This is a genomic window from Streptomyces longispororuber (genome assembly GCF_024448165.1).
Lineage (GTDB): Bacteria > Actinomycetota > Actinomycetes > Streptomycetales > Streptomycetaceae > Streptomyces > Streptomyces longispororuber_A.
On sequence record NZ_JAMOLN010000115.1, the window covers coordinates 1 to 23,382 of the forward strand.

Annotated in this window: 23 protein-coding genes; 13 read left to right on the plus strand and 10 right to left on the minus strand. The window is 72.2% G+C overall.

The window, feature by feature from the left end:
* Window positions 1-7: 7 nt before the first annotated feature.
* Both M4J07_RS28350 and M4J07_RS28355 read right to left on the minus strand, forming a co-directional pair.
* Window positions 8-1,498: a sugar ABC transporter ATP-binding protein gene (locus tag M4J07_RS28350; protein ID WP_255976173.1), complete on the minus strand. Its 1,491-nt coding sequence runs from the start codon at window positions 1,496-1,498 to the stop codon at window positions 8-10.
* On the minus strand, window positions 1,495-2,076 hold the full coding sequence (locus M4J07_RS28355; RefSeq protein ID WP_255976175.1) for a carboxymuconolactone decarboxylase family protein: 582 nt from the start codon (window positions 2,074-2,076) through the stop codon (window positions 1,495-1,497). The genes M4J07_RS28350 and M4J07_RS28355 overlap by 4 nt, the downstream gene beginning before the upstream one ends.
* Window positions 2,077-2,295: 219 nt before the next feature.
* Here M4J07_RS28355 and M4J07_RS28360 point away from each other — a divergent pair, with 219 nt between their 5' ends.
* The 3 genes from M4J07_RS28360 (at window position 2,296) to M4J07_RS28370 (ending at window position 4,820) form a co-directional block, all read left to right on the plus strand.
* Window positions 2,296-2,706, plus strand: coding sequence for a cupin domain-containing protein (locus M4J07_RS28360; RefSeq protein WP_255976177.1), 411 nt, complete (start codon window positions 2,296-2,298; stop codon window positions 2,704-2,706).
* Window positions 2,707-2,786: 80 nt separating this feature from the next.
* Window positions 2,787-3,716: a TIGR01777 family oxidoreductase gene (locus tag M4J07_RS28365; protein WP_255976179.1), complete on the plus strand. Its 930-nt coding sequence runs from the start codon at window positions 2,787-2,789 to the stop codon at window positions 3,714-3,716.
* A gap of 99 nt (window positions 3,717-3,815) precedes the next feature.
* Window positions 3,816-4,820 carry a TAXI family TRAP transporter solute-binding subunit gene (locus M4J07_RS28370; protein WP_255976181.1) on the plus strand — a complete coding sequence of 335 codons (1,005 nt, stop codon included), beginning with the start codon at window positions 3,816-3,818 and terminating at the stop codon, window positions 4,818-4,820.
* Here M4J07_RS28370 and M4J07_RS28375 read toward each other — a convergent pair.
* Together M4J07_RS28375 and M4J07_RS28380 are read right to left on the minus strand one after the other, a co-directional pair.
* A complete protein-coding gene (locus M4J07_RS28375; RefSeq protein WP_255976183.1) occupies window positions 4,799-6,232 on the minus strand; it encodes a sensor histidine kinase in 1,434 nt (477 codons plus the stop codon). The two genes, M4J07_RS28370 and M4J07_RS28375, sit on opposite strands and share 22 nt — an antisense overlap.
* Window positions 6,233-6,253: 21 nt before the next feature.
* Window positions 6,254-6,940, minus strand: a complete 687-nt coding sequence (locus tag M4J07_RS28380; protein WP_255976185.1) for a response regulator transcription factor — start codon at window positions 6,938-6,940, stop codon at window positions 6,254-6,256.
* Window positions 6,941-7,193: 253 nt separating this feature from the next.
* On the opposite strand from M4J07_RS28380, the gene M4J07_RS28385 reads away from it, so the two are divergent.
* The 8 genes from M4J07_RS28385 to M4J07_RS28415 all read left to right on the plus strand — a co-directional run bounded on the left by M4J07_RS28385 (window position 7,194) and on the right by M4J07_RS28415 (window position 13,600).
* Window positions 7,194-7,973: an amino acid ABC transporter ATP-binding protein gene (locus M4J07_RS28385; protein WP_255976187.1), complete on the plus strand. Its 780-nt coding sequence runs from the start codon at window positions 7,194-7,196 to the stop codon at window positions 7,971-7,973.
* Between the two features lie 93 nt (window positions 7,974-8,066).
* Window positions 8,067-8,906 (plus strand): glutamate ABC transporter substrate-binding protein, encoded by an 840-nt coding sequence (locus M4J07_RS28390; RefSeq protein ID WP_255976189.1) that lies wholly within the window; start codon window positions 8,067-8,069, stop codon window positions 8,904-8,906.
* A 98-nt stretch (window positions 8,907-9,004) separates the two neighbouring features.
* The gene (locus M4J07_RS28395) at window positions 9,005-9,670 is read left to right on the plus strand and encodes an amino acid ABC transporter permease (RefSeq protein WP_255976190.1); all 666 of its coding nucleotides are present in this window, start codon (window positions 9,005-9,007) and stop codon (window positions 9,668-9,670) included.
* A complete protein-coding gene (locus M4J07_RS28400; protein ID WP_255976192.1) occupies window positions 9,667-10,551 on the plus strand; it encodes an amino acid ABC transporter permease in 885 nt (294 codons plus the stop codon). The genes M4J07_RS28395 and M4J07_RS28400 overlap by 4 nt, the downstream gene beginning before the upstream one ends.
* 209 nt (window positions 10,552-10,760) lie before the next feature.
* A complete protein-coding gene (locus M4J07_RS28405; RefSeq protein ID WP_255976194.1) occupies window positions 10,761-12,383 on the plus strand; it encodes an FAD-dependent monooxygenase in 1,623 nt (540 codons plus the stop codon).
* A gap of 88 nt (window positions 12,384-12,471) precedes the next feature.
* Window positions 12,472-12,543: a putative leader peptide gene (locus tag M4J07_RS48545; RefSeq protein ID WP_309544753.1), complete on the plus strand. Its 72-nt coding sequence runs from the start codon at window positions 12,472-12,474 to the stop codon at window positions 12,541-12,543.
* A gap of 113 nt (window positions 12,544-12,656) precedes the next feature.
* The gene (locus M4J07_RS28410; protein WP_255976196.1) at window positions 12,657-13,205 is read left to right on the plus strand and encodes a cysteine dioxygenase; all 549 of its coding nucleotides are present in this window, start codon (window positions 12,657-12,659) and stop codon (window positions 13,203-13,205) included.
* A complete protein-coding gene (locus M4J07_RS28415) occupies window positions 13,202-13,600 on the plus strand; it encodes a rhodanese-like domain-containing protein (RefSeq protein ID WP_255976198.1) in 399 nt (132 codons plus the stop codon). Before M4J07_RS28410 ends, M4J07_RS28415 begins: the two co-directional genes overlap by 4 nt.
* Before the next feature lie 107 nt (window positions 13,601-13,707).
* Here the strand turns inward: M4J07_RS28415 and M4J07_RS28420 are convergent, their stop codons facing one another.
* From M4J07_RS28420 to recA, 3 genes are all read right to left on the minus strand, one after another.
* Window positions 13,708-16,248, minus strand: a complete 2,541-nt coding sequence (locus M4J07_RS28420; protein ID WP_255976200.1) for an ABC transporter permease — start codon at window positions 16,246-16,248, stop codon at window positions 13,708-13,710.
* Window positions 16,249-16,424: 176 nt separating this feature from the next.
* Window positions 16,425-17,210, minus strand: coding sequence for a recombination regulator RecX (recX, locus tag M4J07_RS28425; protein WP_255976201.1), 786 nt, complete (start codon window positions 17,208-17,210; stop codon window positions 16,425-16,427).
* Between the two features lie 3 nt (window positions 17,211-17,213).
* Window positions 17,214-18,332, minus strand: a complete 1,119-nt coding sequence (gene recA, locus M4J07_RS28430; RefSeq protein ID WP_255976203.1) for a recombinase RecA — start codon at window positions 18,330-18,332, stop codon at window positions 17,214-17,216.
* A 476-nt stretch (window positions 18,333-18,808) separates the two neighbouring features.
* Between recA and M4J07_RS28435 the strand changes: the two genes are divergently transcribed.
* Complete coding sequence (locus tag M4J07_RS28435) at window positions 18,809-19,513, plus strand: hypothetical protein (protein ID WP_255976205.1); 705 nt, start codon at window positions 18,809-18,811, stop codon at window positions 19,511-19,513.
* Here the strand turns inward: M4J07_RS28435 and M4J07_RS28440 are convergent, their stop codons facing one another.
* Both M4J07_RS28440 and M4J07_RS28445 read right to left on the minus strand, forming a co-directional pair.
* Window positions 19,514-20,764, minus strand: coding sequence for an AI-2E family transporter (locus tag M4J07_RS28440; RefSeq protein WP_255976207.1), 1,251 nt, complete (start codon window positions 20,762-20,764; stop codon window positions 19,514-19,516).
* A 58-nt stretch (window positions 20,765-20,822) separates the two neighbouring features.
* On the minus strand, window positions 20,823-21,017 hold the full coding sequence (locus M4J07_RS28445; RefSeq protein ID WP_255976209.1) for a DUF3046 domain-containing protein: 195 nt from the start codon (window positions 21,015-21,017) through the stop codon (window positions 20,823-20,825).
* Window positions 21,018-21,096: 79 nt separating this feature from the next.
* Here M4J07_RS28445 and M4J07_RS28450 point away from each other — a divergent pair, with 79 nt between their 5' ends.
* Window positions 21,097-22,047, plus strand: coding sequence for a hypothetical protein (locus M4J07_RS28450; protein ID WP_255976211.1), 951 nt, complete (start codon window positions 21,097-21,099; stop codon window positions 22,045-22,047).
* A 109-nt stretch (window positions 22,048-22,156) separates the two neighbouring features.
* Here the strand turns inward: M4J07_RS28450 and M4J07_RS28455 are convergent, their stop codons facing one another.
* A complete protein-coding gene (locus M4J07_RS28455) occupies window positions 22,157-23,335 on the minus strand; it encodes a PucR family transcriptional regulator (RefSeq protein WP_255976213.1) in 1,179 nt (392 codons plus the stop codon).
* Window positions 23,336-23,382 lie beyond the last annotated feature (47 nt).

Sequence of the window (23,382 nt, forward strand, 5' to 3'; positions counted from 1 at the left end):
CACGCCCTCACGACGCCGCTCCGCCCACGGCGAGGGCGACCAGGTCGTCCCTGCTCAGACCCGGCACGTCGCGCTCGGCGACCACCCGGCCCGCCCGGACCACGACGACCCGGTCCGCGAGCCGCAGCACCTCCTCGGCCGACGACGACGCGAGCAGTACGGCGACGCCGCGCGCGGCGAGTGCGTCGACGAGGGCATGGATGTCGGCCATCGCCGCGATGTCCACGCCGTTGGTGGGGTCCTCCAGGAAGGCGACGACCGGTTCGGTCTCCAGCCACTTGGCGAGCAGCACCTTCTGCTGGTTGCCGCCGGAGAGCGTGCCGGCCGGCGGGTTCCCGGCGAGCGCGACCACCCCGTAGTTCTCGCGCAGTGGCTCGGCGCGCCGGGCCAGGTCACCGGCCCGGTGCCAGCGGCGGCGGGCGAAGCGGTCGCCGGCGAGCAACAGGTTCTCGTCGACGGAGAGTTCGGGGACGAGGCCGAGGGCGCGCCGGTCGCCGGTGACGCAGCGCAGTCCGCTCGCCAGCGAGGCGGCCACCTTCCCGAACGGCACGGTCCGCCCGTCGATCTCGAACGCGCCGGTGTCCGGCCTGGCCCGCCCCGACAAGAGGTCGAAGAGTCCCGACTGGGCGTCCCCGGCGGGCCCGAGGACCGCCACGACCTCGCCCTTGCGCACCTGCACGGAGAAGTCGCGGATCACCCGGCCGCGGCCGAGGCCCCGTACCGCCATCCCCAACTCGTCCTTGGGGGCCGGGCGTTCGGGCCGGGTGGACACGACGTCGCGGCCGACCATGTCGCGGACCAGGGACGCCGCGTCGAACCCGGCCGCGGGGCCGCTGCGGACGACGCCGCCGTCGCGCAGCACGGTGACGCGGTCGGCGATGCCCATGACCTCGTCGATGTAGTGCGAGATGTAGACGACGGCGACGCCCTCGTCGCGCAGCCTGCGCACCAGCGTCCGGATCTGTCCGGCCGCCTCGGCGCTCAGGCACGCGGTCGGCTCGTCGAGGACGAGGACCCGGCCGCCGCGCCGCACTTCGCGCGCCACCTCCACCATGGTCTGTTCGGCGACGGTGAGTTCGCCCGCGGGGCGGCGTACGTCGATGGCGAGGCCGAGGTCGGCGAGCGCCGTGCGGGCCCGGGCGTGGACGGCCCGCCAGTCGACGACGCCGCGGCTCACCGGGAGCGCGCCGAGCATGATGTTCTCGGCGACCGTGAGGCCCATCGCCAGTTCGCGGCGCTGCGGGACGAACGCGATGCCGAGACGGCGGGCGCGGCGCACGGTGAGACCGGGGTGGGCGTGCCCGTCGACCTCGACCGTGCCGCGGTCGGCCTGGTGGACGCCGGAGAGGACCTGGACAAGCGTCGACTTGCCCGCACCGTTCATGCCCATCAGGGCGTGCACCTCGCCGGGGTACAGGTCGAGGTCGACGTCCCGGAGGGCGGCGGCGCCGCCGAAGCTCTTGGTGACGCCGCGGACGCGCAGCACCGGCCCCGTCACGACCGGGCCACCCGGCCGTACCCGTGGATGTCGGGGAACGGCGGTTCCTTGTCGGCCTGGAGGTCCACCTGGAAGGTGTTGAGGCACATGCCGAGCATGGTGAAGTTGCCCAGCGCGCCGATCGTGTCGACGAGTCCCTGCGGGCCGAAGTGGCCGAGGGCGGCGGCGAAGGTCGCGTCGGTGACGAAGTGGTCGTCGAGCACCTCGTGCGCGAACTGGAAGAAGGCCTGGTCGGCGGGGTCGTCGAAGGCGACGTCGGCGTACCGCCGCTCGGCGATCGCGCGGACGGCGGGCTCGGGGACGCCGGCCTCGACCGCCTGGTGCACATGGGCGTTCCAGGAGTACTGGGCGTCCCAGTGCCGCGCCGCGAGCAGCAGCGCCAGTTCCCGCAGCCGCTTCGGCAGCGAGCAGTCGAAGCGCGCGAACGCCCCCAGGGAGTCGGCCCGTTCGGCCATCTCGGGGCTGTGCAGCCAGACCCGGAACGGGCCGCGCACCGCACCCCGCCTGCCGGCGATCCGCGCGGCCAGCTCCCGCTGGCGCTCGGTCATTTCCTCTTCGGTGAGTACGGGGAGCCTCATGGCCGGGATCCGCCTTTACATCCGGGCACGGTCCGGTTTCGCCGTGCGACGGTGGCCGACCGTACCCCCGCATCCACCGCCGTCGATCCCTCCGGGAATGCAAGGTAAAGCTGCACGCCGGACGGCATCCGCCGAGCCGGAAAGGCTCTTAACCTCGGTCGGCGCGGCACCCGTGGAGAGCTCCGGGCCGCATCCCACCGGACCCAGGGAAGGACCCGGATGACCACGATCATCAAGGCGGCGGAGGTCCCGCTGCTCGACCGCGGCGGCGCCGTCGTGACGACCCCGCTGATCACCACCTCGGCCGCGGGCGGCGAGAACCGGATCACCAGCGGCATCAGCGTGTATCCGGTCGGCTCCGGCGCCCCGCTGCACTCGCACAACTGCGACGAGCACGTCACCGTCCTCGACGGCGAGGCCGAGGTCGTGGTCGACGGCGAGGTGACGCGGCTGACCCGCCACGACACCACGTACGTGCCGTCGCCGATCCCGCACCTCTTCCGCAACGTGGGCGACGGCCCGCTGCGCATCCTGTGGGTCTACAGCTCGGGCCACGTCACGCGGACGTTCACGGAGACCGGCCGGACCGTGGAGCACCTGTCGGCCGACGACCAGATGGGCAAGGACTGACCCGCCCGTCCCGCGTGGCCCCCCTCACGGTATTTTGAACGTGTTCAACTCACCGTCGGGTGAGCCGTGAAGGGGGAGCCATGAAGGTCGTACTGCCGGGCGGCACGGGACAGGTGGGCGGCGTGCTGCGCCGCGCGCTGACGGCGGCGGGGCACGAGGTGACCGTCCTGAGCAGGCGCCCCACGCGCGCGGGCGACGTGGAGTGGGACGGCCGCACCCAGGGGCCGTGGGCGAAGGAGCTCGACGGCTGCGACGTCGTCGTCAACCTGGCCGGGCGCAGCGTCAGCTGCCGCTACACCCCCGCGAACCTCCGGGCGATGATGGACTCGCGCGTCGACTCAGCCCGCGCCGTCGGCGAGGCGATCGCGGGCGCGGCCCGGCCGCCCGCCCTGTGGCTGCAGATGAGCACCGCCACGATCTACGCCCACTCCTACGACACCGCGCACGACGAGGCGAGCGGCGTCATCGGCGGCACCGAGCCCGGCGTCCCCGCCTACTGGGCGTACAGCGTGCGGATCGCCAGGGAGTGGGAGCGGGCGCAGGAGGAGGCCGACACCCCGGACACCCGCAAGGTCGCCCTGCGCGCGGCCATGGTCATGAGCCCGGACCGGGGCGGGGTCTTCGACGTGCTGTCCCGGATGGTCCGCCTCGGCCTCGGCGGACCGGTCGCGGGCGGCCGCCAGTACATGTCGTGGATCCACGACCGGGACTTCGTGCGCGCGGTCGAGTTCCTGACCGCGCGCGAGGACCTGACGGGACCGGTGAACCTCGCGGCCCCGCAGCCGCTCCCGCAGCGCGACTTCATGCGCGTCCTGCGCCGGGCCCGGCGCGTCCCCGTCGGCCTGCCGGCCACGCGCGCGATGGCGGAGCTCGGCGCCTTCGCGCTGCGCTCGGACACGGAGCTGCTCCTCAAGAGCCGCCGGGTGGTCCCCGGCCGGCTCCTGGACGCCGGCTTCTCCTTCGCGCACGAGCGGTGGGAGACGGCCGCGCGGGATCTCGTGGGCCGCTGACGCCCCCGGCCGGAGGGGGTGCGGCCGTCACCGGGCGTGACCGCCCCCGGACGCCTTCGGGCCTGGTCAGTGGCCGGTCCCAGCTGGCAGGATCGCGGCATGCCACCGGCCCCCTTCCAGACGTTCCGCCCGACCCGCCGTCGCGCCCTCACCGGCTCGGCGATCGGCCTCGTGGTGTTCGGGCTGCTGCTGTGGTGGCTGCTGCCGCTCGGCGAGCGGTCGCCGAGCGGCTCGGTGACCTTCAGCACGGGGGCGCGCACCGGCGTCTACGAGAAGTACGGGAACCTCCTCAAGACGGCACTGGCCCGCGACCTGCCCGGCCTCGACGTGTCGCTCACCGGCAGCGAGGGCTCCTGGGACAACGTGGAGCGAGTGGCCACCGGCAAGGCGGACTTCACCATCGCGGCGGCCGACGCGGTCGCCAAGTACCAGTTCCAGGACCGCCCCGGCGCCCTGCGGCTGCGCGGCTGCGCCCGGCTCTACGACGACTACATGCAGCTCGTCGTGCCGCGGGACTCACCCGTGAAGACCGTCGCCGACCTGCGGGGCAAGCGGGTGGCCGTGGGAGGCAGGGCGTCCGGGGTGCGGCTGATCGCGGACCGGGTGCTGCAGGCGGCCGGGCTCGACCTCGACACGGACATCAAGCCCGTGGGGATCGGCATAGACACCATGCCGCGCGCCCTCAAGTCCGGCGAGATCGACGCGTTCTTCTGGTCGGGCGGACTGCCCACCAACCACGTCCGCGAGCTGTCGAAGGAGTTCCCGGTCCGGCTCGTCGAGCTCGGCGACCTCGTGGAGAAGCTGCACAGACTGGGCGAATCCTCGCGCTACTACCGTGCCGCGGTGATGCCCGCCGACGCCTATCCGGCCGCCCAGCGCGGCAAGGCCGTCAGCACGCTGGCCGTGGCGAACCTGCTGGTGACGACCGACCGTACGGACCCCGCGCTGACCGAGGCCGTGACCCGTACGGTCATCGACAGCCGCGACCACATCGGCACCGAGGTGCACGCGGCCCAGCTCGTCGACCTGAGGACCGCCGTCTACACGGATCCGCTCGCCCTGCACGAGGGCGCGCGCCGCTACTACCGCTCGGTCAAACCCTGAACCGTCGTCGGCGCCGGGGCCGTGCGCGGCACCCGGACCGTCACCTTCAGGCCGTGCGGCTCGTGGTGCGCGTACGCGATGGAGCCGCCGCCCGCCGTGAGCAGCGCGCGCGAGATGGACAGGCCGAGTCCTGACCCCTTGACGTTCTGGTGCCGGCCGCTGCGCCAGAACCGGTCGCCGATCCGGGCCAGCTCCTCCGCGCGCAGCCCCGGGCCGCCGTCGGTGACCTCGACGGACGTGCTCCCGCCGTTCGCCCGCACCGTGACGCGGACCTCCTGCCCCTCGGGCGTGAACTTCAGCGCGTTGTCCACCACCGCGTCCAGGGCGCTGGACAGCGCGACCGGGTCGGCCCAGCCGGTCACCGCGGGACAGTCGGCGACCAGCCGTACACCCTTCTCGTCGGCGGTCAGCCGCCACGCCTCGACCCGCTCGGCGGCCAGCTCACCGATGTCGGTCAGCCGCAGGTCCGCCGCCGTGTGCTCGGCAAGCGCCAGGTCGAGCAGGTCGTCCAGGACCCGGGCCAGGCGCTTGCCCTCGGCCCGCACGGACGCGATCTCCTCGTTCCCCTCCGGCAGTTCGTACGACAGGACCTCGATGCGCAGCAGCAGGGCGGCCAGCGGATTGCGCAGCTGGTGCGAGGCGTCGGCGACGAAGGCGCGCTGCTGCTCCAGGACGTCCTCGACGTTGTCGGCCATCTCGTTGAACGACCGGGCCAGGCGGCGCAGTTCCGGCGGGCCGCCGGCCGCAGCGACGCGCGACTTGAGCCGCCCCGTGGCGATGTCGTGCGTCGTCGCGTCGAGGACCCGTACGGGCCGCAGCACCCACCCCGTCAGGCGCAGCGCGGCGCCCACCGCCAGCAGCATCGCCGCCGCCTCGCCCGCCGCGATGATCAGCCAGCCGCGCAGCGTCTTGGCGCGCATCGCGCCGGTCGGCGACTCGGTGACGACGACGGCGACCACGTCCCCGTCCCTGACCACCGGCGAGGCGACCACGAGACGGCCCTGCTGCCACGGCCACACCTGCGGCGGATCGTGGCTGCCGCGCGAGTACATCGCCTCGTCGAACGCCGACCGCAGCTGCCCGTCACCCGGCACCCGGAAGTCGCCCGGCGCCCGCCCCATGGGGTCGAGGTTCCGGTAGAAGACGCCCGCCTTTATGCCGTACACGTCGTGGTAGCGGGCGAGTTCCTTCTGCAGGGTCTGCTGCCGCTCGTCCGTCACGTCCACCCCGTCCTCGCTCGCCCGCGTGGTCACGAACTGCGCGAGCGAGGCGAACCGGGCGGTGTCGTCGATGCGGTCCACGACGACCTTCTGCTGCTGCGCGGAGGCGACGCTGACCGCCAGCGGGAAGCCGAGCGCGAGCAGCACTCCGGCCATGAGGACGATGAGGAGCGGAAGCAGGCGTGCGCGCACGCGAGGACCCTACGGCTTCCGCTACGCGGCCGGAGCGACGAGCCGGTACCCGACGCCGCGCACGGTCTCGATGAGGGCGGGCATCCGCAGCTTGGAACGCAGGGACGCCACGTGCACCTCCAGGGTGCGCCCCGTCCCCTCCCAACTGGTGCGCCACACCTCGCTGATGATCTGCTCCCGCCGGAAGACGACACCCGGCCGCTGCGCGAGGAGGGCCAGCAGGTCGAACTCCTTGCGGGTGAGCTGGACGGCCGCGCCGTCCACCGTGACCTGCCGCGTGGGCAGGTCGATCACCACGCCGCCGAGCTGCACCTCGTGCTCGCTCGTGGGGGCGGGCTCCTCCTGGGCGGTGCGCCGGCTGACGGCGTGGATGCGGGCCAGCAGCTCGCCGGTGTCGTACGGCTTCACCACGTAGTCGTCCGCGCCGAGGTTGAGCCCGTGGATGCGGGACCGTACGTCCGCGCGCGCGGTCACCATGATCACCGGCGTCGACGTCCGCTTGCGGATCTTCCCGCACACCTCGTAGCCGTCCTGGTCGGGCAGCCCCAGGTCGAGCAGCACGACCCCGAAGGCGTCCGCCTCCGGGACGAGCGCCTGGAGCGCCTCCTCGCCACTGCGCGCGTGCCGAACCGTGAAGCCGTGCCGGGCCAGGACGGCCGACAGCGCGGCGGCCACATGATCGTCGTCCTCGACGAGCAGCAGTCTCATTTCGGCCCCCTCACCCGGTCCGGTCCCTGAAGTTCACCAAGGCATCCACGCCGATACATAAGGACGACGTCAAGAGCCTTCTGGTTACGTCCGGGTTCCGTTATGCAGCCGGTACGTACCACCCACGCCCTCTTCACGCATAGTGTCCGGTTGCGGCCGGATCGTTATGCTCAATTTCCCCTCAGATGTAATGACGCTGGTCGTACCGGGTTACTACTGTCCTCCCAACCGAGGAGGATGGAGCAAGACCCCGATGACCGAAGTTTCGGTGACCAAGGACGCCACTCCCCCTGCGGGCGACGCACTGGTCGCGCTGAGCCAAGTGAACAAGCACTTCGGCGCCCTGCACGTGCTCCAGGACATCGACCTGACCATCGCCCGTGGCGAGGTCGTCGTCGTCATCGGCCCGTCGGGCTCCGGCAAGTCGACGCTGTGCCGCACGATCAACCGCCTGGAGACGGTGGATTCCGGCGCGATCACGATCGACGGCAAGCCGCTGCCCCAGGAGGGCAAGGAGCTGGCCCGGCTGCGCGCGGACGTGGGCATGGTCTTCCAGTCCTTCAACCTCTTCGCGCACAAGACGGTGCTCGAGAACGTGATGCTGGGCCAGATCAAGGTCCGCAAGACGGACAAGAAGGCCGCCGAGGAGAAGGCGCGAGCCCTCCTCGACCGGGTCGGCGTCGGCACGCAGGCGGACAAGTACCCCGCCCAGCTCTCCGGCGGTCAGCAGCAACGCGTCGCCATCGCGCGGGCGTTGGCGATGGACCCGAAGGTGATGCTCTTCGACGAGCCGACCTCCGCGCTCGACCCGGAGATGATCAACGAGGTCCTCGAGGTGATGCAGCAGCTCGCCCGGGACGGCATGACGATGGTGGTGGTCACGCACGAGATGGGCTTCGCCCGCTCCGCGGCCAACCGCGTCGTCTTCATGGCGGACGGCCGCATCGTCGAGGAGGCCGTCCCCGACCAGTTCTTCAGCAACCCGCGCAGCGATCGGGCCAAGGACTTCCTGTCGAAGATCCTGCACCACTAGGCACACGCCGCGCCCGCGGCGCCGACCGGCCCCCCGCGCGCGTGTGTTGACCTTTCCCTCCTGCTGAATCTGCCGACACGAAGGATGTTCACCATGAAGCTCCGCAAGGTCACCGCGGCGGCCTCCGTCGCCCTCGCCCTCGCCGTCACCGCCACTGCTTGCGGCGGCGACGACAGCGACGGCGACAAGGGTTCGTCGGGCGGCAAGAAGATCACCATCGGTATCAAGTTCGACCAGCCGGGCATCGGCCAGAAGACGCCGGACGGCAAGTACACCGGCTTCGACGTCGACGTCGCCACGTATGTCGCCAAGCAGCTCGGCTACAGCGCGGGCAACATCGAGTGGAAGGAAGCCAAGAGCGCCGACCGCGAGACGATGCTGCAGCGCGGTGACGTGGACTTCATCGCCGCCTCGTACTCGATCAACGACGAGCGCGCCGCCAAGGTCGACTTCGCCGGTCCCTACCTCCTGGCCCACCAGGACGTCCTGATCCGTGCGAACGACAACTCGATCAAGGACCCGAAGGACCTGAACAACAAGAAGCTCTGTTCGGTCACGGGCTCCACGTCGGCGCAGAACGTCAAGGACAAGCTGGCCCCCAAGGCGCAGCTCCAGGAGTACGGCGGCTACTCGGAGTGCCTGACGGGTGTCGAGAACAAGGCGATCGACGCCCTCACCACCGATGACTCGATCCTCGCCGGTTACGCCTCGCAGGCCGAGTTCAAGGGCAAGTTCAAGCTCGGCGGCTTCAAGATGACCAACGAGAACTACGGCATCGGCGTGAAGAAGGGCAGCGACCTCAAGGCCAAGATCAACACGGCCCTGGAGAAGATGGTCTCGGACGGTTCCTGGGACAAGGCCGTGAAGGCCAACTTCGGCCCGGCGAACTACAAGAACGAGCCCGCGCCGAAGATCGGCAACATCGTCAAGTGACGCGGTGACGCAGGGCGCGGCCGTCCGTCCGAAAGGGTGGACCGCCGCGCCCTCCTCACATCTGGCAGCCCTCCACACACGCGGAAGCGCGGGAGATCGTGTTCGACTTTCTTGAAGGTTACGACCTGCTGGGAGCGTTCTGGGTGACGGTGAAACTCACCGCTCTCTCAGCCGTCGGCTCCCTCATATGGGGAACCCTGCTGGCCGGCATGCGAGTCGGCCCGGTCCCCGTGATGCGCGGCTTCGGCACCGCGTACGTCAACATCGTGCGGAACATTCCGCTGACCATCATCATCGTGTTCACCTCGCTGGGGCTGAACCAGACGATGAACATCACGCTCGGCGCCACGGACTTCAGCGCGATCAACTTCCGCCTGGCGGTGCTCGGGCTGACCGCCTACACGTCCGCGTTCGTCTGCGAGGCACTGCGCTCCGGCATCAACACGGTGCCGCTCGGCCAGGCCGAGGCCGCCCGTGCGATCGGTCTGAGCTTCACCCAGACCCTGCGCCTGGTGATCCTCCCGCAGGCCTTCCGCTCCGTCGTGGGCCCCCTGACGAACGTACTGATCGCCCTCACCAAGAACACCACGGTCGCCTCGGCGATCGGTGTGGCCGAGGCCGCGTACCTCATGAAGGGCATGATCGAGAACGAGGCCCAGCTCCTCCTGATCTCGGCCGTCTTCGCCTTCGGCTTCATCGTCCTGACCCTTCCGACCGGTCTGATCCTCAACTGGGTCGGCAAGAAGCTGGCGGTGAAGCGATGACCTCGGTCCTCTTCGACACGCCCGGCCCCCGGGCCAAGCGGCGCAACCTGCTCTACACGCTGCTCTTCGTGGTCGTCTTCGCCGCCGTCGCCTGGTGGGTGTTCAAGGCGCTCGACGACAAGAACCAGCTCGACTGGGTGAAGTGGAAGCCGTTCTTCACCGACAGCCGCGCCTGGTCGACGTACATCTGGCCGGGTCTCGAGAACACCCTCAAGGCCGCCGCGTTCGCCATGGTGATCGCGCTGCCGCTCGGTGCGTTCTTCGGGATCGCGCGCCTCTCCGACCACCTGTCGGTACGCCTCCCGTCCAGCGTGGTCATCGAATTCTTCCGCGCCATCCCGGTCCTCCTGCTGATGCTCTTCGCGAACGAGGCGTACGCCAAGTTCACGAACGTGTCCACGGAAGACCGTCCGCTCTACGCCGTCGTCACGGGCCTGGTGCTGTACAACGCCTCGGTGCTCGCCGAGGTCGTCCGCGCCGGCATCCTGGCCCTGCCCAAGGGCCAGTCCGAGGCGGCCTACGCCATCGGCCTGCGCAAGGGCCAGACGATGCGCTCGATCCTGCTCCCGCAATCGGTGACGGCGATGCTGCCGGCCATCGTCAGCCAGCTGGTCGTCATCGTGAAGGACACCGCGCTGGGCGGCGCCATGCTCACGTTCTCCGAACTGCTCGCGTCCGTCCGCCCGCTGAGCGCCGCCTACGGCGCGAACACCATCGCGTGCTTCACGATCGTGGCGTGCATCTTCGTGGCGATCAACTTCGCGCTCACCACGTTCGCCTCGTGGCTCGAGAAGCGGCTGCGGCGGGCGAAGAAGTCGACGGGCGCGGTACTGCCCGCGGCAGCCGTCGCCGGCAGCCAGTCGGCAGGCGCCGAGTTCTGACAGATCGTCGGACAGGTCACTCGACCGGTCGAGGTACCACGGAGGCAGTGGCATGATCGCCACTGCCTCCGTCACTTGACGCAAGCACCGGCAATGGGTTGCATACGCTCTGTGAACGCGCACCCCGCTCCAACTGCCCGTCCTTGCACGTCCAGTACGCCGCCCGCACCGTCTCACGGGCCGCTTCTCGGGGCAGGAGGAGCTGCGCCGTGGATCCGGTGATCGTCGTCGGCGCGGGCCCCGTGGGGCTCACGCTGTCCCTCGCCCTCGCGCGTCAGGGCGTACCGTCCGTGGTGCTCGACGAAGGCCCGGGCAAGGACGAGCAGCGGCCCGCCCGCACCGTCGTCCTGCGGGAGGACACCGCGGCACTCGTCGAACGGCTCACCGGCCCGTCCTTCGACGGCATCGGCACCCGCTGGACCGGCTGGCGCTCGCTGCGCCGCAAGCAGGAGATGCGCGCCCTCACCTTCGGGGAGCCGGGCGCCCCGATGCCCGCCCCGCTGCACGTCGCCCAGCACGATCTGACCGGCGCGCTGCGCGCGGCCGTCGCGCACGAACGCCTGATCAAGGTCGCCGTCGACAGCCGCCTGGACTCCATCGAGGAGGAGCGGACCGGCCTGACCGCGCACACCCGCGGCCCCAAGGGCACCTGGTGGCGGGGCAGTTACCTGGTCGGCTGCGACGGCCCCCGCTCCACGGTCCGCAAGCTCCTCGACATCCGTTTCCCCGGCCGCACCGCCGTCGAACGACACGCGGTGGCCGCACTGCGCACGGAACTTCCGTGGCCCGGTGAGGCGTTGCTCCATCGGAGCCCTCCGTGGCGGACCTCGGGTCCCTCGGGCTCGGAGGTCGTCGGCCGCCCCCTCGCCGACGGCGTCTGGCGCCTGGACTGGCTGCTGCCGCCCCGCAGCGACCTGGTGACCCCGGACGTCCTGGTGACGCGTATCCGGGAGACCCTCGCGGGCTGGTGCGGAGGCTCCACCCCGCCGTACGAGCTGCTCGACACGGGCGTGCACACCGTCCACCACCGGCTCGCCCGCCGCTGGCGCGTGGGCCGGGCCTTCCTCGCGGGGGACGCCGCGCACCTGCTGGGCGCGCTCGGCACCCAGGGCCTGGACGAGGGGCTGCGCGACGCGGACAACCTCGCCTGGAAGCTGGCCCTGGCCTGGCACGAAGGCCCGCGCCCGGTGCCCGGCGCGCTGCTCGACAGCTATCAGGCCGAGCGCCGCGCGGTCGTCGCGGGCCGGCTGCGCGCCGCCGACCAGGCGCTGCCGATACTGCGCGGCGGCGGAGGACTGCGGTCCTACGTGCCCGGGTCGGCGCGCGGCCATGACGCGTTGCTCACGGACGGTCACCTGGGGCACGGTCCGCTCGGTGCGCCAGGGGCGTACGCCGATTCTCCGCTCGCGCCCGAACGCACCGAGTCGCAGGTGGAGGTCGGCACCGCGCCCGGCGCGCCGATCGCAGACGTGCGGGTGACGGCACCCGACGGCTCGTTCGCCCGCCTCCGCGACCGGCTCGGCCTCGGGCAGCTGCTCGTCGTCCTCGTCGCGCCCGGCACCGGCGTGTGGGAGCGCAAGCACTGGGTGTCGGCGGGCCTGATGCCCCGGCTCGCGGCGGCGGTCACCGCCCTGCCCCACGAGGCCGAGCTGCTCGTCGCGGAGAGCTACCCGGAGGCCGCCGCGCACACGGTGCTGCTGATCCGGCCCGACGGCCACCTGGTGACGGCACTGAGCGGGGTCCGCCCCGCCGAGCTCTACGAAGCGGCGCGCACGGCCCTGGGCGGGCCGGCACCGGACGGAGAGCCGGTGGAGAGCGCGGCCGGCGCCTGATGAGCGAGGCGGTGGGTGCGCCGGTCGTCGGTTGACCGGCACCCACCGCCATGGTGTACTCCGGAGCGTGACGACGATCGACACCAATGTGCGCCTGTGGCGGAGGGTCCATATGGACCTCGTCCGCTATGCGGGCTGCGTGTGTCGCCCGTCCTGCTGAATTCGCATCCTCCTTCCTCCTTCCGCGCGCCCGCCCTCCGGTGCGGTGCCTCCGGCACCCCGGGACCCCGGCATCCGTGGCGCGCGTCCTTCGCGAACTCCAGGACGGCACCCGTGTCACTGCCCACGTCTTCCCGTACGTCCCCGGCCACCACGAGCGGCGAACAGACCACGCCCACCCAGGCCGACCTCCTCGACTTCGTCCGCCGCACCGCGGCGGACCGCGACCTCATCGCCTCCCTGCCGCTCGACCCCGAGGGCCGCACCTGGGTGCGGCTCGAAGGGCCGGGCGGCAGCGAGGCCTGGCTGATCGGCTGGCCGCCGGGCACCGGCACCGGCTGGCACGATCACGCCGAGTCCGTCGGCGCGTTCCTCGCCGCGTCCGGCGGGCTCACCGAGAACTCGCTCGCCGCCCGGCTCCCCACCGACGGCTGGCAGACCCTGGAACTCTCCGAAGGAGTCGACAGGGAACGGCAGTTGACGGCGGGCAAGGGCCGCGCCTTCGGCCGCCACCACGTCCACGAGGTCCTGAACGAGTCCACCACCGAGCACGCCGTCTCGGTGCACGCCTACTACCCACCGCTGCCGCAGATCCGCCGCTACAGCCGTACGGGCCAGGTGCTGCGTCTCGAGTCGGTGGAGCGCCCGGAGGACTGGCAGTGAGCACCCACGATCGCGTCGGGATCGACGAGTTGCTGGAGCGGGTGCGCGCCGGGCTCGACCGCGTGGAGCCCCGCGCCGCCTTCGACGCGGCCACCTCGGGCGATGCGCTCCTGGTCGACATCCGGTACGCCGCACTGCGCGAGCGCGACGGGCTGATCCCCGGCGCCCTGGTGGTCGAGCGCAACGAACTGGAGTGGCGCCTCGACCCGCAGGGCAGCCACCGCGCCCCGCAGGCCACGGACCACGACCTCCACGTCGTGGTCGTCTGCAACGAGGGCTACGCGTCGAGCCTCGCGGCCGCGTCCCTGCGGCAATTGGGGCTGCACCGGGCGACGGACCTGGTGGGCGGGTTCCAGGCGTGGCGGGCCGCGGGCCTGCCGGTGACCGAGGCGTGAGGGCCGACGGCCGGGCATGACGGTGGGCGCCCCTTGCGCAAGGGGCGCCCACCATTGCGAAGTAACCCTTACTCCTTCCTTGCGAAGTAGCCGTTGCTCCTCGCCCGTTACTCCTTGGCTGTCGCGAGGGTGACCGGTCGCGCCCGCAGGGCGAACCGTCCGGGCAGCGACGTCGCGGTGAGGGCGAGCAGTCCGGCCACCGCGACCACGGCGACGTAGACCAGCGGCAGGACCGACGGGGCCGCCGTGCCCGTCATCCCGAGGCTGAAGGCGGTGAGCACGGCCAGCGCGATGCCGCTGCCGAGGCCCACGCCCATGAGGACGACGGTCAGGGCCTCCACCCGCAGCATCCGCAGGACCTGCCGCCGGGTCGCCCCGGCGAGGCGGAGCAGCGCGAACTCGCGGATCCGCTCGGACACCGACATCGCCAGGGTGTTGACGACGGCGATGGCGGTGAAGGCGAGGACGAGCGCCATGGCGAGATGGTTGACCTCGGCGTTGGCCTGCCGGCGTGCCTCCTGGAGCCCGTCGGCCGCGCTCGGCGAGAGGACCCGTACGCCCGGGAACTCACGGAGGGCGGCCGCGAGTTGTCCGTGCGTACGGCCGGTGGAGACGAGCACGGAGGAGGCGAGCGGATTGTCGACGTGGCGGGAGAGCAGGGTGTGGGCGACGGTCAGATCGCCGAAGCCGAGCCCTCGGGCGTAGACGGCGGCGACCGCGAGTGTGACGGGCGTGCCGTCCCCGAGCGTCACCTTCAAGGAGCTTCCGGGCCTCAAGTGCAGCTGATCGGCGGCCAGTTCACTGACCGCGACCGAGCGCGCACCGAAGCCGTCGAGTGAGCCCCGGGTGACGTCCGGGTCCCAGGCGCGGGTGAGTCCGGCCGTCGTGACGCCCTGCGCCGGGAACTTGTCGAGGCCGACGCGGACGGTGGAGCGGACGATCTCCGTGGCGGTGGTGCCCCGGTCCGTACGCAGCGTGCGCACGGCCCCTTCGGGGACGCCGGGCCCCTGCGCCGCGAGCACCCAGTCGGCACGGACCCCGTCGCGCACCTGGGCGCGGGCGGCGTCGCCGAGGGTGGGCTGGACGAACAGGACGGTGCAGGTCATGCCGACGAGGAGGGTGAGCGGGGTGACGGCGGCGGCCATCCGCGCGGCGTTGCCCCGCAGGTTGGCGACGGCCAGCCGGGCCCCGGGACCGGCCAGCCGCATCGGCCGGCCGATGACGCCCATGGTCGCCCGGACGAGCAGCGGTCCGAGCAGGGAGACGGCGACGGCGAGAACGACCACGGCCAGGAAGGTCACGGGAGTCGACGCCGCCTCGGTGCGCAGCCCGCCGAGGACCACGACGAGCACGGTGCCGCCCGCGAGGGCGACGAGCCCGGCGACGATCCGGGCCACGGCGGGGCGGGGTGGCTCCGCGCTCGCTTCGGAGAGGGCCTCGGCGGGCCGGATCCGGGCGATGCGGCGGGCGGCCAGGCGGGCGGCGGCCCAGGCGCCGAGCAGGGTCGCGGCGACGGCGGCGGCCATCGGGAAGAAGCTCACGGTCCGCTCCAAGGTGGGCGGCACGGCGCCGAGTTCGACGAACCGCCGGTACAGCACGCCACCGAGCGGCAGCCCGGCCAGTGCACCCGCGGCCCCCGCCACGGCGCCGATGAGCAGCGCCTCACGGCCGAGCAGCCCCCGGATCTGGCGCGGGGTCGCGGCGATGGCACGCAGCAGCGCCAGTTCGCGGTGCCGCTGCTGCACCGACAGGGCGAAGGTACCGACGACCACGAGGACCGCGACGAGCAGCGACGTGCCGCCCATGGCGCCGCCCATGCTGACGAGCTTCACGCGGGCGGCGGAGGCGTCCAGGAACTCGACCGGACCCCGCGCGTCCCCCACGGTCACGCGGGCCTTCGTCCCGTCGAGCGCCTTCACGAGCGCCTGCTTCAACGCGCCGGTGTCCTGGCCCCGTTCGGGCACGACACCGATGGCCGTGACCTGCCCGGGCCGCGCGGCGAGCCGCTCCGCCTCGGCGGCGGAGAAGAACAGCGACGTCTGATGGGTGACGGTCGCGCCCGCGTCCGGTGCGGCGACGCCCGAGACCCGGTAGGTGCGCGGATCCTGCGTGGACTGCACGGTGAGCCGGTCACCGGGGGCGAGGCGGGCCCGCTCCGCGAGGTCCCGGTCCACCACGATGTCGTGGGCGGAGCGGGGCGCGGTACCGGCGGCCAGCCGGTAGGGCGTCAGTTCCGCGGACTCCCAGGCGTGCCCGAGGGCGGGCCGCCCGGCGTCCGCCGCCCCGGGCGCCAACGGCTGTGCGGGAAAGGTGAGTTCGGGCAGGGCCCGCCGCACACCGGGCACGGCCCGGACGGTCCGTACGGCGTCCTGCGTCAGCCAGGCCCGCTCGGCGAGCGGCTTGGCCTTGTGCTTGACCTTCGTCTTGCCCTTCTTGTGCTTGACGATGGTCCGGTGGACGTCCTGGTCCGCCGAGACGAGCACCGGGGCCGCCGCATAGCGCTCGGTGCGGACCTTGCCGCGCAGCCCGGTCTCCAGGAGCGTGCCGCAGGCCGTGATGAGTGCGGCCGCGCACATGAGGGCGAGGAAGGCGCCCAGGAAACCGCCCTTGCGGTCCCGGACGGTCTGCAGGGCGTACCGCAGCATCATGAGGTCCCGCCCGGGTGAGCCGTCGTGCGCATCGTCGAAGTCATGCGCTCACGATCGCCCTCACGCCCCCTCCGTGACATTGCGGCGATCCGGCGTCTTGACCCGGGGGTAAACCCCACCGTCGTGAGCCGCACCGCCCGTCAGGGCGATGCCGCGCGGCACAGCCGGTGGAACCCTCAGTCCCCGAACTCCAGGTCCTCGGTCTCCTCCCCCTCTTCCTCCAACGCCTGGCGCACCACGCGGAGCGCCATGCCTTCCGGGTAGCCCTTGCGGGCGAGCATGCCCGCGAGGCGTCGCAGCCGCTTGTCCCGGTCGAGGCCGCGCGTGGAGCGGAGCTTGCGCGCGACGAGCTCCCGCGCGGTCTCCTCCTCGCGCTCCGCGTCGAGCTGCCCGACCGCCTCGTCGATCACCGTGCTGTCGACGCCCTTGGTGCGCAGCTCACGGGCGAGCGCCCGACGGGCCAGGCCCCGGCCGTGGTGCCGCGACTCCACCCAGGCGTCGGCGAAGGCGCTGTCGTTGATCAGCCCGACCTCTTCGAACCGGGACAGCACCTCCTCCGCCACCTCGTCCGGGATCTCCCGCTTGCGCAGGGCGTCGGCGAGCTGCTTGCGGGTGCGCGGGGTCCCGGTGAGCAGACGCAGACAGATGTTCCGCGCCCGCTCCGCCGGGTCCCCTGACGACTCCCCCCGCTCGGCCCTCGACGAAGGAGGGGGGCCGTCGTCCTCCGCGGCGCCGCCGGACGGATCACCGAATCCGCCGCGCCGCCGACGCCCGCGCGGCCCGGTGCCGCCACGCGAACGTCTGCCCCGGCGCGGTCCGTCCGCCGCGCCGTCCCCCGCTTCGACGTCGTCCCCGGCCTCCCCGTACACGGCGTCGTCGTACGCCCCGTCGTCACCGCGCCCCGGGCTCGCGGTGACAGGGGGGCGGGCGTCGTACTCGGCCCAGTCGGTTCGTCGTGTCACGGACTAGCTCTTGGCCGCCGCGGCCTTGGACTTGGTGGCCTTGGGCGCGGGCACCGTCTTGGCCGCGTCCTCGGCCGGGGCAGCCGCCGCGTCCGCGCTCGGCTCGGCGGCCGGCTCCTCGGTCTTCTTCACACCGACGCCCAGCTTTTCCTTGATCTTCTTCTCGATCTCGTTGGCCAGGTCGGGGTTGTCCTTGAGGAAGTTGCGCGCGTTCTCCTTGCCCTGGCCGAGCTGGTCGCCCTCGTACGTGTACCAGGCGCCGGCCTTGCGGACGAATCCGTGCTCCACGCCCATGTCGATCAGGCCGCCCTCGCGGGAGATGCCCTGCCCGTAGAGGATGTCGAACTCGGCCTGCTTGAAGGGCGGCGCGACCTTGTTCTTGACGACCTTGACGCGGGTGCGGTTGCCCACCGCGTCCGTGCCGTCCTTGAGGGTCTCGATGCGGCGGATGTCCATGCGCACCGAGGCGTAGAACTTCAGCGCCCGGCCACCGGTCGTGGTCTCCGGCGAGCCGAACATCACACCGATCTTCTCGCGGAGCTGGTTGATGAAGATCGCGGTGGTCTTGGACTGGTTGAGCGCGCTGGTGATCTTCCGGAGCGCCTGGCTCATCAGGCGGGCCTGGAGACCCACGTGCGAGTCACCCATCTCGCCCTCGATCTCCGCGCGCGGCACCAGGGCGGCGACGGAGTCGATGACGATGAGGTCGAGGGCGCCGGAGCGGACCAGCATGTCGACGATCTCGAGAGCCTGCTCGCCGTTGTCCGGCTGGGACAGGATGAGGTTGTCGATGTCGACGCCGAGCTTCTTCGCGTACTCGGGGTCGAGGGCGTGCTCCGCGTCCACGAAGGCCACCGCGCCGCCCGCCCGCTGGGCGTTGGCCACGGCGTGCAGGGTCAGGGTCGTCTTACCGGAGGACTCCGGGCCGTACACCTCCACCACACGGCCGCGCGGGATGCCGCCGACGCCGAGCGCGACGTCGAGCGCGGTCGACCCGGTGGGGATGACCTCGATGGGCTCATTCGGCCGCTCGCCCATGCGCATCACTGCGCCCTTGCCGAATTGCCGTTCAATCTGTGCGAGCGCGGCGTCGAGCGCCTTCTCGCGGTCGGTTCCTGCCATGGGTTCCACCCGGTTTGCTTGAGTCGATCGCTTCACGTCAAAGACGCTAACGCCTGCCACTGACAATCGGCCTCGACGCCCGTCCGCCTGTGGATAACTCGAGGCTCTTCGCCGGGCCACTCTTCTCGAAACCCTTGGGATTCCTGGGAAGAGAGTCCCCGGACACTCCATAAGAATGGATGTTCGATTTTGGTGTCAAGCGCACCACGCGGGCACCCGCCGCCACCCGGAGCCGTCCCCTCCGCCGACTCCGCCGGGCCCCGCACCCTCTGCTCCCCACGGCGTACGCCGAGTGCCTCCGGCCGGACGACGACCCGCGGGGCCTGCGCGACGAGCCTGGTCCCATGAAGCCCCACGCACCCCGGCCGAGGCCCCGCGCATCCCGACCGGCGCTCCCCCGTCCTCCCGGGCCGGCTCCCCGGGGCACGGGAACCCCCTGGTGGCAGACGGCCCGCCCCGCCGAGCGCCTCTGCTACGTGACCGGCGCCGTCCTGGTCGCGTCCGGTCTCGCCCACCTCGTCGTCCTCGCGGTCGACGGCGGCCCGTGGACCGGCCCGGTCTCCTGGCGCAAGCCCGTCACCTTCGGACTCTCCTTCGGCCTGACTCTGGTGGCCCTCACGTGGGTGACGTCGTATCTGCGCATGGGCGCCCGGCTGCGGACCGTCCTGCTCGTGGTGTTCGCGGCGGACTGCGTTCTGGAAGTCGGCGGCATCACCCTTCAGGCGTGGCGCAGGGTTCCGTCGCACCTCAACATGGAGAGCGCCTTCGACACCGCCGTCTCCATGTCGCTCGCCGTGGGCGGCGGCGTGCTGGTGGTGCTCCTCACGGTGTTCGCCGTCGTCTCCTTCAAGCGGCGTCCCGGCGGGCCCACGGGAATGCCCCTCGCCGTGCGCGCCGGCTTCGCCGTCCTTCTGGTCGCGCTCGCGTCCGGCGCGGCGATGATCGCGCGTGGCGTGACGCTCACGAGGACGGGGCACCAGGAGGCGGCCTACCACTCGACGGCCGCCCTCAAGCCGCTGCACGGCGTCAGCCTGCACGCCGTGCTCGTGCTGCCGGCCCTGGCCCTGCTGCTGTCCCGCACGGGCTGGAGCGACCGCACCAGGAACCGCGTCATGTACGCGGCGGTCGGCTGCTACGCGGCAGCGGTGCTCGCCGCCGGCGCCTGGGCCGTGGTCGCGTAGCTACCGGTCCTCGGCCTCGACCTCGGCGTGCGGCTCGTTCGGCCCCCGCAGGGCGCGCCGCGCCCGCGCGACGAGGGACGCTCCGCCCCGCCGGCGATGGCCGTGCACCCGCGGGTCGTCCGTGACGTCGTAGCGCTTCACGTAGGCGCCCAGGAACGCCTGCAGCGTCGCGACGGCGGGGATCGCGATCAGCGCGCCGACCGCACCGAGCAGCGCGGTGCCCGCGATGACGGACCCGAAGGCGACGGCCGGGTGGATGTCCACCGTCTTGGCCGTCAGCTTCGGCTGCAGCACGTAGTTCTCGAACTGCTGGTAGACGACCACGAAGACGAGCACCCACAGCGCGTACCAGGGGTCCACGGTGAAGGCGATCAGCATCGGCAGGGCGCCCGCCAGATACGTGCCGATGGTCGGGATGAACTGCGAGACGAGGCCCACCCACATGCCCAGCACGGGCGCGTACGGCACGTCCAGGGCCGCGAGCAGGATGTAGTGCGCGATCCCGGAGATCAGCGCCATCAGACCGCGCGAGTACAGATAGCCGCCGGTCTTGTCGACGGCGATCTCCCAGGCCCGCAGCACCTCCGCCTGCTTGGCGGGCGGCAGGACCGAGCACAGGGCGCGGCGCAGCCGCGGCCCGTCGGCGGCGAAGTAGAACGAGAACAGCAGGATCGTCAGCAGCTGGAAGAGGCCGCCGAGCACCTGCGCTGACACGTCCAGCACCCCGGTCGCGCTGTTCTGCACGTACTTCTGGAGCCAGTCCGAGTGCAGCAGGCTGTCCTGGACCTCGACCCTGTTGAGGTCCGTGTGGAACGTCTGGTTGACCCAGCTGATGACCTGGTCGAGGTATTTCGGGAAGTCCTCGACCATGTCCACGATCTGGCCCGCGAGCATCGAGCCGAGCAGCACGACGAAGCCCGCGCCGGCGATCATGACGCCGAGGAAGGTGAGGGCCGTGGCCAGGCCGCGGCGCAGACCGCGCGCCGCCATCCAGCTCACCGCGGGCTCCACGGCGAGCGCCAGGAAGAACGCGATCAGTACGTTGATCAGCAGCCCGGTGACCTGGTGGAAGGCCCAACTGCCCAGCTGGAAGCAGGCGATGAGGGCGAGGGCGAGCACCATGGCGCGCGGCAGCCAGCGCGGCATCCGCGCGTGCGGGGCCGGCGCCGGACCCGGCGGGCGCTCGGGCGGCGTCGTGCCGGGCGGTGCGGCGTCGGCCGTCACCTGGAGGGTCTCGTCTGTCGCTGCCACGGTGCCAGTCTCGCCCACGCCGCCGACAATCGGTGGCCGCCCCCGGATCACGATGTGATCAGCGCTTCTCGGCGGGCACGTCCATCGTGCTGCACACCACGCTCCAGACGTCCTTCGCCTCCCAGCCGGAGTCGAGCGCCTCGTGGACCGTACGGCCGCCGAGGCCCGCCATCACGTGATCACGCGCAAAGGTGTCGGCGTACCCGGACCCGAAGTGATCCGCCATCCGCTGCCAGAAGACCGTCAACCGCATGACTCCAGTATCCCGCCCCTGAGAGTGCAGCCGTGCCCGGGAGGCTTGCCGAGAACGCTTTCCGCCCTACGGTCGGTGCATGGCCGAATCCGGAGCTTCCCCACTCCCCTCATCGCCCTCGGCACGCTCCCCGCTCTCCCGTGCCGAACCGTTCGTCTGGCTGACCGCGCGCGTTCTGGAACAGCGCCGGTTCGCCTATCACTTCCTGGAGGGCTCGCCCGCGGCGGCGGACGCCGTCGAGACCGCCCTGGCCGCCTACCTCAACGAGGACGACGGCTACGGGCACGCCCTGGAACCCGATCTGCGCGGCCCCGTCAGCCAGCCCCTGCACACCGGTCACGCGCTGCGCGTCCTGGACTCGATCGGGCGCTGCTCGGGCCGGCGGGTGGAGCGCGTGTGCCGCTACCTCACCGCCGTCTCCACCCCGGAAGGGGCACTTCCGGCGGTGCATCCCAGCCAACGGGACTTTCCGCACGCCCCGTTCGTCCCCGTGGTGGACGACCCGCCGAGCGAGCTGCTCGCGACCGGACCCGTCGTCGGCCTGCTGCACCGCAACGAGGTGTGGCACGCCTGGCTGTTCCGGGCCACCGACTTCTGCTGGGCCGCCGTCGAGTCCCTGAAGACGTCGCATCCCTACGAGGTGGAGGCGGCGGTCGCCTTCCTCGACGGCGTTCCCGACCGCCCACGCGCGCGGGCGGCCGCCGACCGGCTCGGCCGCCTGGTGCGCGAGCAGCGCCTCGCGGTGCTGGATCCGGCGCGCAGGGACGACTACCCGGTCGCGCCGGGCTACGCCCCGGGCGAGCACCACTACCCGTACGACTACGCGCGGGTGCCCGAATCGCTGGCGCGCTCCTGGTTCACGGACGAGGAGATGGGCCGCGCGCTCGACCACCTGGAGAGCGAGCAGCAGGACGACGGCGGCTGGCCGGTCAACTGGCGGCAGTGGAGTCCGGGCATCGCCCTGGAGGCGCGCCCCATGGTGACGATCCAGGCGTTGCGCACCTTGCGCGCCTACGGGCGGCCTCTGTAGGGAGGGGTTCCCGATCCGTCCTCGTAGGAGCCGGTAGCCGATCCGTCCTCGTGGGAGCCGGTGGCCGATCCGTCCTCGTAGGAGGAGTTCCCCGTCCGGCGGCTCCGGCTCACGCCTCGGCGTCCCGCAGCAGCAGGGCGGCGAGCGCGAGGGCCGTGCCGCGCGGCGACGACAGGTCGATGCCGCTCGTCTCGGCGATCTTCGCGAGCCGGTTGTCGACCGTGTTCGGGTGCAGTCCGAGCGCACCGGCGGTGGCCCTGCGGTCCTGCTGGTGCGCCAGGTGGGTGCGCAGTGTCTCCAGGAGCTCGGGCCGCTCGGCGACCGGGTCGAGCAGGGCGGCGATGCGGTGGCTGCTCTCGTTGCGCCGGGAGAGGTGGTACTCCAGCAGGACGTCGTCGAGGCGGTGCAGTCCGGGAGGCATCCCGCACGCGCGCGTGATGCGCAGGATCTCGGTGGCGGTGCGGGCCGCGTCGGTGATGTGCGCGGGCCCGTCCGCCCGCACCGCCGCCACCCGCACCTGCAGACCACTCGCCTTGCTCAGGCGCCGGGGCAGCTCGTCGGGCGGGGCGCAGTCCGCGGGCACGACGACACGGCCCCCGTCGCCCTCCAGGAGGGCCAGGACGTCCACGTCGAAGGCATGGTCGAGGACGGTCTGCACGCGGCGCAGCCGGCGCCGCACCGCGACCGGCCCCTCGGCGGGCGGGACGTCGACGCCGAGCGCGAGCACGAGGGCCGGGCCCTCGAGGCGCAGCTGGTCGAGCAGCACGTGCCCCGGCGGGACCATCCCGTCGAGCAGGCCGCGCACCAACGAGCGCTGCTGTGCGCGCTGTTCGGCCTCCAGGGCGGACCGCTCGTCCAGGTAGGTCTCGGCGACGGCGCCGACGATGGCGGGGTGGCTGCGCAGCAGGACGTCGACCAGTTCGACGAGGGCGGCCTCCTCGCCGGGGCGGGCCACGTCGCGCAGCGCCTGCCACAGGACGTAGGTGCCGAGCGCGTGGGTGCGCAGCAGGAGGTGCAGCGGCATGCCCTCCTCGGCCCGCTGAGCGGCCCTCTCGCGGAACAGCCGGTGGCTGCCGGGCCGGTCCGCGTCCTGCTCGCCGACGTGCCTCAGGAACAGCCGTACGCCGTGCCGGGCGGTCGCCGCGATCTCCAGGTCCTTCACGTCGTCGGGCAGCTCCGGGTAGCCGGGCAACTCCTCGAAGGACTCCCGGGCCATGCGGCGGGCCAGCTCGTTGACGCGGGGTTCGCAGCGCGCGGCGAGCGAGCGCGCCTCGGGCGACAGGGGCACGGTCCCTCCCTCCCCTCGGGGCAGAGCGCGGGGCGCTTCGTTGTGAC